This window comes from Aquimarina aggregata, assembly GCF_001632745.1.
Lineage (GTDB): Bacteria > Bacteroidota > Bacteroidia > Flavobacteriales > Flavobacteriaceae > Aquimarina > Aquimarina aggregata.
Map to the genome: position 1 here is coordinate 406,588 of NZ_LQRT01000002.1, position 16,033 is coordinate 422,620.

The 16,033-nt window shown below is 31.4% G+C and carries 13 protein-coding genes; 11 read left to right on the plus strand and 2 right to left on the minus strand.

Translation table 11 applies throughout. The features are described 5' to 3' along the window. Positions 1–3 precede the first annotated feature (3 nt). Positions 4–921, plus strand: coding sequence for a PorP/SprF family type IX secretion system membrane protein (locus AWE51_RS03520; protein WP_066309532.1), 918 nt, complete (start codon positions 4–6; stop codon positions 919–921). Further along, a complete protein-coding gene (locus AWE51_RS03525) occupies positions 922–3,021 on the plus strand; it encodes an OmpA family protein (RefSeq protein WP_066309534.1) in 2,100 nt (699 codons plus the stop codon). Positions 3,022–3,143: 122 nt separating this feature from the next. On the opposite strand, the gene AWE51_RS03530 is transcribed toward AWE51_RS03525, so the two are convergent. Then, a complete protein-coding gene (locus AWE51_RS03530) occupies positions 3,144–4,322 on the minus strand; it encodes an HYR domain-containing protein (protein WP_066310955.1) in 1,179 nt (392 codons plus the stop codon). 449 nt (positions 4,323–4,771) lie between these two features. On the opposite strand from AWE51_RS03530, the gene rpsA reads away from it, so the two are divergent. From rpsA to pdxH, 7 genes are all read left to right on the plus strand, one after another. After that, entirely contained in the window at positions 4,772–6,595 is a 1,824-nt protein-coding gene (gene rpsA / locus AWE51_RS03535; protein WP_066309536.1) for a 30S ribosomal protein S1, read from the plus strand. A gap of 199 nt (positions 6,596–6,794) precedes the next feature. Further along, positions 6,795–7,334 (plus strand): bifunctional pyr operon transcriptional regulator/uracil phosphoribosyltransferase PyrR, encoded by a 540-nt coding sequence (gene pyrR, locus AWE51_RS03540; protein ID WP_066309538.1) that lies wholly within the window; start codon positions 6,795–6,797, stop codon positions 7,332–7,334. A 37-nt stretch (positions 7,335–7,371) separates the two neighbouring features. Next, entirely contained in the window at positions 7,372–8,301 is a 930-nt protein-coding gene (locus AWE51_RS03545) for an aspartate carbamoyltransferase catalytic subunit (RefSeq protein WP_066309543.1), read from the plus strand. A 4-nt stretch (positions 8,302–8,305) separates the two neighbouring features. Next, a complete protein-coding gene (locus AWE51_RS03550) occupies positions 8,306–8,638 on the plus strand; it encodes a ribonuclease Z (protein ID WP_066309546.1) in 333 nt (110 codons plus the stop codon). Between the two features lie 45 nt (positions 8,639–8,683). Then, complete coding sequence (locus AWE51_RS03555) at positions 8,684–9,148, plus strand: thioredoxin family protein (protein WP_066309549.1); 465 nt, start codon at positions 8,684–8,686, stop codon at positions 9,146–9,148. Between the two features lie 61 nt (positions 9,149–9,209). Continuing rightward, positions 9,210–10,115, plus strand: coding sequence for a ribonuclease Z (locus AWE51_RS03560; RefSeq protein WP_066309552.1), 906 nt, complete (start codon positions 9,210–9,212; stop codon positions 10,113–10,115). Between the two features lie 46 nt (positions 10,116–10,161). Then, positions 10,162–10,809 carry a pyridoxamine 5'-phosphate oxidase gene (gene pdxH, locus AWE51_RS03565; RefSeq protein WP_066309555.1) on the plus strand — a complete coding sequence of 216 codons (648 nt, stop codon included), beginning with the start codon at positions 10,162–10,164 and terminating at the stop codon, positions 10,807–10,809. A gap of 46 nt (positions 10,810–10,855) precedes the next feature. Here the strand turns inward: pdxH and AWE51_RS03570 are convergent, their stop codons facing one another. Then, positions 10,856–13,057, minus strand: coding sequence for an OmpA family protein (locus tag AWE51_RS03570; RefSeq protein ID WP_157766008.1), 2,202 nt, complete (start codon positions 13,055–13,057; stop codon positions 10,856–10,858). 384 nt (positions 13,058–13,441) lie between these two features. Between AWE51_RS03570 and AWE51_RS03580 the strand changes: the two genes are divergently transcribed. Beyond that, positions 13,442–13,927 (plus strand): SixA phosphatase family protein, encoded by a 486-nt coding sequence (locus AWE51_RS03580; RefSeq protein ID WP_066309569.1) that lies wholly within the window; start codon positions 13,442–13,444, stop codon positions 13,925–13,927. Further along, on the plus strand, positions 13,927–16,032 hold the full coding sequence (ppk1, locus tag AWE51_RS03585) for a polyphosphate kinase 1 (protein WP_066309573.1): 2,106 nt from the start codon (positions 13,927–13,929) through the stop codon (positions 16,030–16,032). The genes AWE51_RS03580 and ppk1 overlap by 1 nt, the downstream gene beginning before the upstream one ends. The last annotated feature ends 1 nt before the right edge of the window (position 16,033 follow it).

Below are 16,033 nucleotides of genomic sequence, written 5' to 3' on the forward strand. Positions count from 1 at the left end.
CCGATGAAAATAAAATTAATTTTTATAATAACAATAGTTTTCTGCTCGGCAATTTATGGACAGCAGGAACCTCAGTATTCTCAATACATGTATAATATGAGTACTGTTAATCCAGCATATGCATCAGGACAAAGTGGATTGATTTCTACCGGACTTTTGTATCGCAGACAATGGACAGGGATAGAAGGAGGACCACAAACCGCAAATGTTTTTGGAAATATACCATTAAGCGAAAAAATCGAATTAAGTGTAAATTATGTAAATGATAGGATAGGAGATGCGATTCCTGTAAATAATGATTATGTAAATATGGATTTTGCATATATTACAAGGATATCCGATCGTATAAAATTATCTTATGGATTAAAAGCTGGTATCAATAGTTTTAAAATTGATCCTTCAAGATCTGACGTAGCAGATGATCCCGCTTTTTCTGATAATTCGGCGACAACTCAGTTAAATATAGGAGCAGGCTTGTATTTGTTTACGAGCAATTTTTATGCAGGGGTATCCTCACCAAATTTATTACCTAGCGATGTCGATATAGATGGTATAGGAGTTGCAGAGACCAAAACCCACATTTATGGAGTCGCGGGATATGTATTTGATTTTGTAAGTGAAGTAAAATTAAAACCTTCATTCGTTGTAAAACAAGTGATAGACTCTCCCTTGACTTTTGATCTTTCTCTTAACTCATTGATTTATGATAAATTTGAGTTAGGCGTTTCTTATCGCTATACAGATGCTTTTATCGCACTAGCAGGGTTTAATATTACGCAAAATCTAAAAATAGGATATTCTTATGACTTTAGTGTTAGTGATTTAAGTGGGTATAATAATGGAAGTCATGAAGTTGTATTGTTATACAACTTCGACCTTTTAAAATTTGGTAATAAACATACTTCTCCAAGATTTTTCTAGATGAATAAGACACAGATAATATTAACAGTAACACTTTTACTTACACAAATTACCTTTGCTCAGAACAAAAGCAGAGCAGATCGCTTTTTTGATCAAGGAGATTATATAAATGCCGCTCTACAGTATGAAGAAGAGTTAAATAAAGAAGGATATACCAAGCATATTTTAGAAAACATAACGTCTTCATATTATAATACTTTTCAGTTTAGAGAAGCATATCGATATCTTAAGTATTTGACTTCGGGTAAATTTTATGAGCGTGATAAATCATATGATAATCAATATAATTTTATGATGTATCAAGTGCTATCGGCTTTGGGGCAATACGAAAAGTCCTTAAATTTTTTAGAAAAATACAAATCGTTCAATTCTGAAGAAGAATTTGATAGCACGACTGCTGTCACTACAATAGAAGACTTTAAATTGAAAGATGATGATTATACAATAAAACCAGTTAGGTTTAATTCTAAAGCTTCAGAGTTTGGTGCGATAAGAAAAGATAGTCTAGTTTATTTTACGACAGACAGATATCCACATAGTTTATTAGATAAAAAATATAAATGGACACATAGACCTTTTTTAGATATTTATAAAGTTGTAGTGGATAAAGACAATAATCCAATATCTGAAATTGAAGAAATTTCAAAAGAAATAAACTCTAAGCTTCATGAAGGTAATTTTTGTTTTACAAATGATGGTAAAACCATTTATCTTTCAAAAAGTAATTCTGAAAAAGGAAAAAAGAAATTTGATAGTATTAATACAAATGCGATATACTTATATAAATCGATAAATGTTGATGGAGAATGGAGTGAACCAGAAAAATTACCCTTTAACGATGTACATTTTTCTATAGAACATCCATCTTTAAATGCAGACGGTACTAAGCTTTATTTTTCATCAAATATGCCGGGAGGCTATGGTGATTTTGACTTGTACTATGTAGATGTCGATCTTGATGGAACATATAGTAAACCAATTAATCTTGGAGAAGAAATAAATACAGAAAATAGAGAACAGTTTCCCTATGTAAGTAATGAAGGTAATTTGTTCTTTTCTTCAAATGGTCATTTAGGACTGGGTATGATGGATATTTTTGTATCAGAATTAAAAGAAGAAAGATTAACTAGACCTTTAAACTTAGGAGCGCCTATAAATTCTAGTTTTGATGATTTTTCATTGACCTACTATAATGAAACTGATGGATTTTTTGCATCTAACCGTAAAGATGTAGGAGATGATATCTATACTTTTTCACAAATTGGAGAAATCTTTCCAAGAGAATATAAAGTTAGGTTTGAAGTAAGAGATTATGGATCTGATCAATACATAAAAGATTCAGACGTTGTGCTTTATGACGATTATAACAAAATTGTTTATGAAAGTCAATTAGACAGTATTGCAGGTTTTGATATTAGAGTTTTTCCTGGGAGATATAACTTTAAAGCATCAGCAACAGGGTATAGAACAAAAACTAAACCTATTAGTATAAAAGAAAAAGATGAGGCTACGTATGTGATTTATCTAGATAGAAAGAAAATAAAACAAGACGAAAGTACTGTCACAAATGAAAATAATACAACAGTAAAAGATAGTACATCTTTTAAAGAAAAAATAAATGTAACAGATATTCGAACAGAAACGAATAGTACCAGAAATAAAGAAGAAATTTCAAAAACCAGACTGAGAGAAATGCTTCTTGCTGATAAAGATGGACCGCCGGTAATCGAGAAAAATGGAAAATTATATTTTAAAATGCCTCCCATACATTTTGATTATGATAAATGGAATATCAGATCAGATTCTAAAAAAGTCTTAGATAAACTGGCGAGTAAGCTAGAGAAGTATAAGACGGTTTATATTAAAATTATTTCACATACAGATAGTAGGGGTACTGATTCTTATAATCAAGTTTTGTCAGAAAAAAGGGCAGAGTCAACTCGAAACTATCTAGCTCTAGAAGGATATGTTAATGCTCGTAGAATGCAATTTATTGGATTTGGAGAATCTCAACCTATTATAGACTGTGACGATAAAATCTGCACCGAAGAAGAACATCAAACTAACAGAAGAAGTGAGTTTGAGATTATTCAATATTAAATTATTGATAAAAGTATTGAAGGTTTGCTAAAAAAATAATTTTGCCTTTTTGTACTTATAATATTGTATTTAAATTACAAAAAGGCAAAACCTTTATATTGATTACTATTTCGGCGCTCTTTCTATTTTAGCTCCCAAGTTCTTACCCAATCATAAGAAGTTGTTCTTTGTTCTTCAGTTCCTGTCATACCTCCATCAGCAGGAACAGAATTCCAATCATAGGTCTCGACAACCATTCTTAAATACATTGGTAAATCAAAATTTGCTTTGGGAGTAGCGGTATATACTTTTTCGCCATCCAGATAAAATTCTATTTCGGTAGGACTTTTCCACCAAGCACCATAGATATGATAATCAGCCCAGGCTTTTCCACCTAATTCTGTATTGCCTCCAACAGATCCAGTTGGCGTATCTGTACAATCTGCCTGTCTGCTGTGTGTATTGGAGTGTATAGTTTCATCAAACTTAAGAGCCCAATCGGCAGTTGCTGTTACTTGGCCTACACATTCCTGAATATCTAACTCTGTAACTCTTCTATCACAACCAGTACCTTCATTTTTATGATTAATTAACCAAAAGGTAGAAGACATAAAAGTTTTGTTAGCTTTCATTTTACATTCGAAATAATATCCAACTTGTGCGGCTACTTTTGAACCAATATAAGAGCCTGCATGTGTAAATGTATTGCCATTTACTACCTCTGGAGTATCTAATTTATAAGCGGTTAGTTTAAGGTTATTATCGGTTTCTGTTACCGTGTTTTGTTTAAAAATTCCTGGAGCTCTACCAATCCACCTTTTTGGGTCTGTGTTTAACCATTTAGTTTCATCAAAAGTACCATCATTAAACTCATCAGATAAGTTTTCTACCTTACTCCACGACTTACCAGAAGGAGCTGGGTCTTCCCCTGTAAAATATGGAACATTATTAGATGGGGGTTGGTTTCTTGTTATGATAACTTCAAAACTACAAGATGTAGTATTACCAGCAACATCTTTTACCTCATAGGTATTTGTGGTGGTCCCAACAGGGAACATTGCTCCAGAAGCTAATCCCGCTGTTTGTGTTGTTATTGCTCCTGGTTTGTTATCTGTACCTACAGGGGCGGTATAGGTTACTTCTTTACCATTTGAAGAGGCATCTACAGTTTCATTAATATTTGAAATACATTCTATAGTAGGATTTATGGTATCTACAGCTTCTTCTGTTTCTGGGTTATTGTCATTACTACAACTAGTTGTTGATGTGTTTAGAGTGATCAGTAATAAAAGCAGTAATTTTATTGAAGGTTTCTTTTTCATCTGGGTGTTTTGTGTAAAATTACAAAGCATAAGGTTTGTTTTTAAGAACATATGTTTTTTAACGGATGACATATGTTCTTTATTGCGCTATTTAAGTAGATACAATATCATAAATACATTGGCTAATTGCTTAAATTGCTTATAATTTCCTTGTTTGCTAATAATTTAAATAGATCAATTTATCTTGGTTTATGGTTTTCAATACAAACGTTGTAAATTTTGATAAGAAAGAGCACAAGGTTTATGTCAATTTTAATAATTTAAATACGCTTGTAGGGCATATGAAAATATCTTGTCAATCTTTGTTTTCTAGTGAATTAAATCGTAATTTTGCACTCCTTTTTAACGAGTAAGAGAATTTGAAAAGGATTAAAAATAATTTAATTTAACGCTTCTGTATCATTTCGTTTTGATTCTCAATAAGATACAGGATACAAATTTTATCTTCAATGTCTGAAGAAACAAAAAACACTGAGGTTAAAGAAGTGGAAGCTACAAAAGCAGCTCCTGCCGTATCTCCTCAACAAGAAAATCCAGAGCAATTCTTAAAAGATTTTAACTGGCACAATTACGAAGAAGGAATTGATCCTATCGAAGATTCTAAATTAGAAGAATTCGAGAAGTTAGTTGCAGAAAACTTTGTAGATACTCTAAATGATGAAGTAGTAATGGGAACAGTAATTAATATTACTGATCGTGATGCTATCATCGACATCAACGCAAAGAGTGAAGGTGTTATTTCATTAAACGAATTTCGTTACAACCCTGATCTAAAAGTAAGTGATAAGGTAGAAGTATTGATTGATGTGCGTGAAGATGCTACAGGTCAATTAATCTTATCTCACCGTAAAGCTCGTGTAATCAAAGCATGGGATAGAGTAAATGGTGCGCATGATACAGGTGAAATCGTAAATGGTTTCGTAAAATGTAGAACAAAAGGAGGTATGATCGTAGATGTATTTGGTATAGAAGCTTTCTTGCCAGGTTCTCAAATCGATGTTAAACCTATCCGTGATTATGATGCATATGTAGGAAAAACAATGGAATTTAAAGTTGTGAAAATCAACCACGAATTCAAAAACGTTGTAGTTTCTCACAAAGCGCTTATCGAAGCAGATATCGAAGAGCAGAAAAAAGAAATTATTGGTCAATTAGAAAAAGGTCAAGTATTAGAAGGTACTGTTAAGAATGTTACTTCTTACGGTGTATTCGTTGATCTTGGAGGAGTTGATGGACTTGTTCATATTACAGATCTTTCTTGGTCAAGAATTAATCATCCAAATGAGATTGTTGAGCTTGATCAGAAATTGAATGTTGTAATCTTAGACTTTGATGAAGCGAAGACACGTATTCAATTAGGTCTTAAACAATTAAAACCTCACCCATGGGAAGCTCTTAATAACGAGCTTAAAGTAGGTGACAAGGTTAAAGGTAAAGTAGTTGTAATCGCAGATTACGGTGCATTTATTGAAGTAGAAGAAGGTGTTGAAGGATTGATTCACGTTTCTGAAATGTCTTGGTCTACGCATTTACGTTCTGCACAGGATTTCGTAAAAGTTGGTGATGAGGTAGAAGCGGTAATCCTCACTTTAGATAGAGAAGAGCGTAAAATGTCTCTAGGTATTAAGCAATTAACTCCAGATCCTTGGACAGATATTACAACTAAATATCCTGTAGGTTCTAAACACAGTGGTATCGTACGTAACTTTACAAACTTTGGTGTATTCGTAGAATTAGAAGAAGGTATAGATGGATTAATTTATATCTCTGACCTTTCTTGGACTAAGAAAATTAAACACCCGTCTGACTTTACTAATGTTGGTGATACCTTAGATGTTGTTGTTCTTGAGCTTGATGTAGAAGGACGTAAACTTAGTCTTGGTCATAAGCAAACAGAAGATAACCCTTGGGATAAATATGAAGCTGAATTCGGTTTAGGTACTAAACATACAGCAACAATTGCTGAGATTGTTGATAAAGGTGCTACTATCGAATTTAACGAAGATATTGTTGCTTTTGTACCTTCTCGTCATCTTGAAAAAGAGGATGGAAGCAAACTTAAGAAAGGTGATGAAGCAGAATTCCAAATCATTGAATTTAGTAAAGAATTCAAAAGAGTGGTTGCTTCTCATACAGCTATGTTCAAAGAAGAAGAAGCTAAGATTGTAAAACAAGCTGCGAAGAAAGCTGCAACTAGTTCTGCAGAGAAAACAACGCTTGGTGATATTGATGCATTAGCTGATCTTAAAGCTAAAATGGAAAAAGGAGAGTAGATTTTAATTTCCTTTTTGATAATAAGTAAAGGCCGCTCTATATGAGCGGTCTTTTTTTTGCTATATAAATTTCTAGTAATGAGAGATAACATTCGAATTAGTTTAAAATGTATATAATTATTTCCAGTAATTTCAGATCATAAATGGTATAATTACAAATTTTCATTACTTTTGTACACCAAATGTCTATTTGGAGATTATGAGTCAAAAATTACTACTTAGTGCAAAAGAAATAGATATTATTCTGCACCGTTTGGCTTGTCAATTAATAGAAAGTCATACCCATTTTAAGGATACAGTACTTATAGGTATCCAACCAAGAGGGATTTTTTTAGCGAATAGAATTAAAGAGATCTTAGTAGATGATTATCAAATTAAAGATGTGAAATTAGGATATCTTGATATTACATTTTATAGAGATGATTTTAGACGTGGAGAAAAAATTTTAGAAGCTAATAAAACACATATTGATTTTATTGTAGAAGATAAGCGTATTGTCTTTATCGATGATGTTTTGTATACAGGAAGAAGTATTAGAGCCGCTTTAACTGCGATGCAATCTTTTGGGAGACCGCAAGAGATAGAGCTGTTAACATTAATAGATAGAAGATTTAGTAGGCATTTGCCAATACAACCAAATTATAGAGGTCGACAGGTTGATGCAATAAATCAAGAAAAAGTAAAAGTACATTGGGACGAGAATGAAGGTGAAGATGCTGTGTATTTGATTAATAAATAAACCTGTACGGCAGTACATTGTAAACTTAAGTATAAAAATGAGCGAATTAAGTGTAAACCACTTACTAGGAATTAAGTATCTAAAAGAACAGGATATTAATCTTATTTTTGAAACAGCAGATCATTTCAAAGAAGTAATTAATAGGCCTATCAAAAAAGTTCCATCGCTTAGAGATATAACTATTGCTAACCTTTTTTTTGAAAATAGTACGAGAACAAGATTGTCTTTTGAATTAGCAGAGAAAAGACTTTCAGCAGATGTGATTAATTTTTCTGCTGCATCTTCTTCCGTTAAAAAAGGAGAAACCCTTATAGATACTGTTAACAACATTCTTTCTATGAAGGTGGATATGGTAGTAATGAGACATCCGAATCCAGGAGCAGGTGTTTTTTTGTCAAAGCATGTAAACGCAAGTATAGTTAATGCTGGTGATGGAGCACATGAACATCCCACACAAGCTTTGTTAGATTCATATTCGATACGCGAACGATTAGGAGAGGTAAAAGGAAAAAAAGTTGTAATTGTTGGAGATATCTTACACTCTAGGGTTGCACTTTCGAATATTTTTGCTCTTAAACTACAAGGAGCAGAAGTAAAAGTCTGTGGACCAAAGACTTTAATTCCAAAATATATAGAAAAACTAGGAGTTCAAGTAGAAACAAATCTGAAAAAAGCATTAAATTGGTGTGATATTGCTAATATGTTGCGAGTACAAAATGAAAGAATGGAAATTAGTTATTTTCCTTCTACTCGAGAATATACCCAACAATTTGGTGTAAATAAAGAAATATTAAATAGTTTAGATAAAGAGATTGTAATAATGCACCCAGGACCAATCAATCGTGGAGTTGAAATCACGAGTGATGTTGCTGATTCTGACCAGGCCATTATTTTGGATCAGGTACAAAATGGGGTAGCAGTGCGTATGGCCGTAATATATCTTTTAGCTTCAAAAATTAAACAATAAATCTATGATTTTTAACAAAGAAGGCGCTACAACTATCATTACACAAGAAAAAACTACTATTGTTGAATTTGTTAAAGGTGTTGAAGATAGATATGACACCCTAAAAAATGATAATATTATTATCAACTTGTTCTCATTGGATCATATATCAGTAGATGATATCAATGAATTTTTGAGAATTTCTAATCAACATAAAACATCTAAACACTCTTTTGTTATCGTCACAAATAAGATAACATATGATGATGTTCCTGGTGATATTACAATAGTACCCACATTACAAGAGGCTTATGATTTAGTTGAAATGGAAGAAATAGAAAGAGATCTCGGTTTTTAACTGTTTTTTTTGTAATTTTTAATAATACTTTACGTCATAAGTACTATGAATAGACTAGCCCCATTATTATTCATATTTCTTTGTTTGTTTTTTACTTACAATAGTGCAGCGCAAGATTGGAAATATGACTTAGAAGAAGCCAAGGATTTGGCTAAGGAAAAAGACCAAAAAATTGTTTTGTTTTTTACAGGGTCCGACTGGTGTCCTCCTTGTATTAAGTTAGAACGAAATGTTCTTTCTAGTAAAGAATTTGAAGAATTTGCCAAACAAAAATATGTATGGCTAAAAGCGGATTTTCCTCGACGTAGAAAGAATAAATCTTCTATTTCAAGTGATCAGAAAAGAAAAAATGCAGCGCTAGCAAAACAATACAATAAGCGTAAACTTTTTCCTGCAATTCTAATTTTAAATAAAGAAGGTATGGTTTTAGGAGCTACCGGGTATAGAAATGATTTAGATGTACACGGGTATATTTCTTTATTAACATCCTTTGATGCTTTTGGAGAATAGATTGATTTATATAATGGATTAAACTATATTGATCACAAATATATTTAAGAGTAAAAACAATTTGAAACTTACAATTTTAGGTTGCTATTCTGCAACGCCACGAACATTTACGAATCCTAGTGCTCAAGTTTTAGAAATCAATAACCATATTTTTCTAATTGATTGTGGAGAAGGTACACAAGTAGAGTTAAGACGAAATAAAATTAAATTTGCAAGAATAAAACATGTTTTTATTTCGCATTTGCATGGAGACCATTTTTTTGGTCTAGTAGGATTAGTTTCTACATTTAGAATGTTAAATAGAGATACACCGCTTCATATTTATGGCCCAAAAGGAATCAAAGAAGCTATAACACTACAACTTAAATTATCTAATTCTTGGACAGATTATCCCTTGCATTTTCATGAATTAACGAGTACAGAATCCGAAGTGGTTTTTGAAGATGAAAAAGTTATTGTTAAGACAATACCATTACAGCATAGAATATATTGTAATGGCTTTTTATTTCAGGAAAAATTAGGTGATCGAAAATTGTTAATGAGTCAAGTTGGTAAATACCAAATCGATAAAGCTTATTACAAGTCTATAAAAAAGGGGAAAGATGTCATTTTAGATGATGGGACAGTGCTGTCTAATAAGGATTTAACAGGCGACCCAAACCCAATACAAAGTTATGCATATTGCAGTGATACAAGATATAATGAAGAAAAAATTGAAATCATAAAGGATACTACAGTTTTATATCATGAATCCACTTTTTTAGAAAGCCACAAACATTTATGTGAAGTAACAGGCCATAGTTCTGCAATAGAAGCAGCGACGATAGCAAAAAAAGCTTCAGTTGGAAAATTAATTTTAGGACATTATTCTACACGATATGGTAATATTGAATTGTTTAAAGAAGAAGCCAAAACAGTTTTTGAAAATACCGAAGTGGCAGATGATGGTAAAGTTTTCGAATTTTAATGAATACTTTCCAACAAATAAGTAAATTGCGTTTTATTTTGTTAATATGAATAGGGATCTTACAAATTACCGAAAGTCATATGAAAAGGATTTTTTAGAAGAATCTATTCTTCCAGACTCACCTTTGACACTTTTTAATAATTGGTTTGAAGCTGCAGATAAATCAGAAGGAGTTGATGAAGCTAATGCTATGACACTAACAACTATTGCCGAAGATGGTTTTCCTAAAGCTAGAATTGTATTACTTAAACATTTTGATAAAAATGGTTTTGTTTTTTATACAAATTATAATTCTGAAAAAGGAAAGGCAATGGCTTATAATAACCATGTGTGTATATCCTTTTTTTGGCCTAATTTAGAAAGACAAGTAATCATTAAAGGTGTAGTAAGCAAAACTTCGGAAGAGGCGAGTACTACGTATTTTCATTCAAGACCTAGAGGTAGCCAATTAGGAGCTTGGACTTCTGATCAGAGTAAAGTTATTGAGTCTAGAGAGGTTTTAGAAGAAAAATTAAAAGAACTTGATCAAAAATACACAGATATAGTAATCCCTAAGCCATCTTTTTGGGGCGGGTATTGTATTAAGCCAATATCATTCGAATTTTGGCAGGGGAGACCAAATAGATTACATGATCGTATTCTTTATTCGGTAAAAAATGCTAATATCTGGGAATCCTTTAGATTATCACCTTGATAAAAAAAAGTAAGATTATACTTAAATTTTTATTTTTAAGTGCAAATTACATGATAACGAAACTAGAACGTCTATTCTTTTGATATTCGTCTTCAGAACAATCCTGTCCATCTTTACAATCATTAACAGGTCTACTTTCTCCAAAACCTCTATATGATAAGATTCTATTCTTAGAAATGTTTTTACCAATTAAATAGTTATAAATAGATTCTGCTCGTTTTTGAGATAATGTTAAATTATAATTCTCACCACCACGACTATCAGAATGTGTTTCTATTTTAATAACCATTTCAGGATAATTCTCGGTCATAATACTCACAACTCTGTCTAATTCTTTAGATCCTTTAGCAGTAATATCCCATTTATCAAAATCAAAATAAATTTCATTCAGATTAATAAGATCATTAATAGTTTTACTAAGTTTTATATCAGAATTTAATGATGATTTTGGAGGTTTGTTGGATTTTAATATATCATTTGGTTTAATACCTCCACTGTCAGAATTATTTGATCTTTTTGTATTGTCGTAATCACCAGGTTGCACTTGTGCAACTTGACCTTCGAGCTTCTTTTTAGGTAACTCAACTAAACGGTTAGCAAAAGGACAATTGAGATTACTAACATCTATTGCTAGTTTAAATTGATAATAATCTGGTAAATCACACTTGTTAATGTGATTGTAACCTTTAGAGTATTTTATAGTTTCATTTAGTGAACCATTAAACTCTGCTGTAACAGGTTGATCTACTACTAAAATATCATCAATAGATTCAATAGACTCACAAGTAGTATCTACTATTACATTGTAACTAATATCGAATGGTTCACTATCAATTTTTACCATTTTGTTAGGTATAGATAGTGTTAGCATTCTTGAAGATTCATCAAATTTTACCTTAATTTTTTTAGAAGGTAGTACTAAGGATTTTCTTGAAAAGATAACATTTTTAGGTAAGATATCTTTAATGATGGTATTCTTAGCATTGTCATTACCATCGTTATATACGGTAAGTTTGTATGTTATTTCCTGATCAGGAGCTAGAATATCGTTAGGATGAATGAAATTGCCATTATCCGTATATTTTGATCGTTTCAAAACATGTATAGCAGGTTCATATATATCTACACTAAAGGCTACAGCCATAACAGAATATCCATCATTGTCTGTAGAGAGTCTAAATTTAGCTTCAGTTTGATTGTTTCCAATAATACTATTTCTTATGTTTTTGATATCAAAAAGATCAGCATCATATCCTAAAGTATTCTGACTTGCTGGAACCCTTGTTTTAACATTTCTACCATTCTCTGTAATATTGGCATTAAAAAAGTTATTCATTGGATTAGTACCATCTGCAAGACTCTTATATTTATTAGTCTCATTAGACATTACCTGAAAACGATCTCCTCTAATTCCTTTGTCTCCTTCAAAAGCAATTACACCAATTCTCCCGTGAACGCTTCCGTTAGGTATTGTTTGGAAATTATCAAATGAAAATGCAACAGGTTTAGCTTTGGAATCAATATTTACAAAACCATCATAGACATAAAATCTTTTTCTTGGTTTCGTATCATCTTCATAAATAACGACCATAGTCCAACCACCCGTTAAACCATTTCCTAGCGTTTGATCATTGTTAACAGCAGAAGTCGTAGCTGGTATATTTGCTAAAGTATATGTTCCTAGAGGGTTATCTAATTTTAAGACTTCGCTTGTAATATCTTTATAACATGAGTATTGCTTAAATAAAGCATCCGCATCATTGTAATAATCATGAATGATTTGTCCTTCTGTTATAGTTGTGTATGATTTTTGACCAGGGTATTTTATTTTTACTGAGGTAATATCATGTGCTCTATTCTCATCAGCATAAGCTGCGGTCCAATACAAGCCAACATGTTTAATGGCATTACATTCGGCATCTATTACTAAATCAGCACTACTAGAATTAAATGTAGAAGGATCGTTATCTATATCAATAAATCCCATCTGGAATTGATTGTTCAAACCACCGTCGTTATAACTTTTATTAGGATTAAATATACCAGTTCCATCATCGTTACTTACTTTTCCTAATATAGTGTTTGAAACAAACTTAAAATCCCCTTTAAAAGTAAACTCTGTACGTTTCTTTAGGGGTACCTCTACTTGGCTATGCATCATTGAAGAACAAAATACGCATAACAAGATAAGTAGGTTTCTGTATTGAAATCGTCTAAGATTTCCTTTCATATTCATGTCTTTTTCCACTTCTTATTTTTTTTAACCCTAATAATATTATGATAAATTTGTGTACATAATGTTCCGGGAAAACATTTTTAATTGAGGGAAAACCGTATGTAAAGTTAGATTTTAACATTTGATTTTTTAAGAAAAAAAAGAGTTTTTCGACATAATCTCTTTTTTTTCCGATTAAAAACATATCTATATGATGTTCATTTTCATTGATTTAGCATTTTTTTAGATTACTTTAACATTTCGATACATACTTTAATTGTAAACGTACACTAAGTGCTTTTTTGTATATAAAATAAATAAAATCCATATTTATATTCTAATATTTAAGAATTGTAAAATCGAATTCTTAAACTTGTAATTAATAACGTATTTATAGTAAATAATTGTAGTAAGCTCATGAAAACTTTATATATGATTAGGCATGCAAAATCTTCTTGGGAATTTGACGTGTTAGATGATAAAAGACCACTTAATCAAAGAGGCTTAAAGGATGCGGATTTGGTGGGAGAAGCCCTGAAAAAACAGGTAAAGCCAGTAGATTTGGTGTTGTGCAGTCCAGCAGAAAGAGCACATACTACAGCAAAAATAGTTCTTAGTCATCTCGATTTGCCTAAAGAGATATTGGTTTTAGAATCTGATCTTTATGATTTTGACGGAAGACAAGTGATTGAGGTTATAAAAAATTGTAACGATACAGTAGATACTTTAATGATTTTTGGACATAATCATGCATTTACATCAATAGCAAATTTTTTTGGTAGTGAAGTTATTGATAATCTACCTACTACAGGTGTTGTTTGTATTGAATTTGATACAAATAGCTGGAAAAATGTAAATGTAGGAAAAACCGTATTAATTATTACCCCAAAATCCTTAAAATAATGTCAGAAACTCGTACTAATCAATATATTAATAGAGAATTAAGTTGGTTACAATTTAATGCTAGGGTACTTCAGGAAGCTGCCGATGATACTGTTCCATTAGTAGAAAGGTTGCGGTTTATTGGTATTTTCTCGAATAATTTGGATGAATTTTTCAAAGTACGTTATGCTACTATTAAAAGGATTGATTTAGCTGGAAAAGATGGAAAAAATGTACTAAAAGGAACTACAGCTAGTAATTTACTGGAAAAAATAACAAACATTGTTATTAAACAACAAGCAGAGAGTCTCAAGACTATTAATACAATTAAAGACAAATTAGAGCAACATGATATTTTTATTATAAATGAAAATCAGGTAACACAAGATCAAGACGCATTTATTCGTAATTATTTTGTTAGTAAGGTTAGCCCGGCATTGGTTACTTATATTTTAAATGATCTTGATAAATTTCCACATCTTAAAGATAGTGTAGCCTATTTAGCGGTCAAACTTGTTTTAAAACAAAAAGTTCCTAAAGAAGGTAGAATTTCAAAAATTCTACAACAAACAGCAAAGGAACGTATTTATGCACTAATAGAAATACCAAAAAATACAGATCGTTTTGTTGTGCTTCCTAAAAAAGATGGAAAACAATACATTATTATCCTCGATGATTTAATACGATATTGTATGCATATCAATTTCAGTATTTTTGATTATGTAAGTGCATCTGCTCATATGATTAAAATTACGAGAGATGCGCAACTTGATTTTGATAATGATTTAAGTAAAAGTTTTATTCAAAAAATTTCTAGTAGTGTAAAGTCTAGAAGGGACGGAGAACCAGTGCGGTTTGTTTATGATAAGCATATAGAAAAAGATACTCTTGATTTTTTAATGAAAAAAATGGGAGTTGATAATACAGATAGTATAATTCCCGGAGGAAAATACCATAACCGTCGAGATTATATGAGCTTTCCGGATTTAGGGAATAGGGATTTAATATACCATCCTATTACTCCATTAGCTATCCCTGGATTGGCACTACAAGGTAGTCTTTTAGATAAAATCGCAAAAAAAGACTTTTTGCAATATACACCATATCACACTTTTTCGTATACAGTTAAGTTTTTAAGAGAAGCTGCCATTGATCCGAAAGTGAAGAGCATTAAAATAACAATTTATCGATTAGCCTCTATATCCCATATAGCCAGCTCACTCATCAATGCTGCAAAAAACAGCAAGAGAGTTACAGTTCAAATAGAACTGCAAGCACGTTTTGATGAAGCTGCAAATATTCGATATGCAGAAAAAATGCAGAGAGAAGGAGTTAATTTGATTTTTGGAGTTACAGGACTAAAAGTACATTGCAAAGCTTGTGTTATAGAACGAGAAGAAAAAGGTAAACTAAAAAGATATGGTTTTATAAGTACAGGAAACTTTAATGAATCTACGGCCAGAATATATACCGATTATACATTGTTTACTACAAATGAATCAATACTAAAAGAAACGAATAAGGTTTTTAAATTTTTTGAAATCAATTATAAGATAAACAGATACAAACATCTATTAGTTTCTCCACATTATACTAGATCTTCATTAATCAAATTAATTGATAAAGAAATAAAAAATGTAAATGAAGGTAAACCAGCAGGTATTAGGCTAAAATTAAATAGTTTAAGTGATTATGATATGATTGATAAGCTCTACGAAGCAAGTAGAGCGGGTGTTAAGATAGATTTGATTATACGAGGGATTTGTTGCTTGATTCCGGGAATACCTGGAATGAGTGAAAATATCAGAGCAATAAGCGTGGTAGACAAATTTCTAGAACATCCTAGGTTATTTATTTTTACGAATGCTGGTGACGTTAAGGTTTATATTTCATCAGCCGATTGGATGACAAGAAATTTAGATAGAAGAGTTGAAATTTCTTGCCCTATTTATGACAAGGATATTAAGGAAGAACTTATGGATACTTTTGACATTTGTTGGAATGACAATGTAAAAGGAAGAAGGCTTTCTAAAGATCAAGATAATGCGTACATTCGAAACGATAAGGATAAGGTTAGATCACAAATAGCCACTTATGATTATTATTTAAAAAAACTTGCAAACTAAC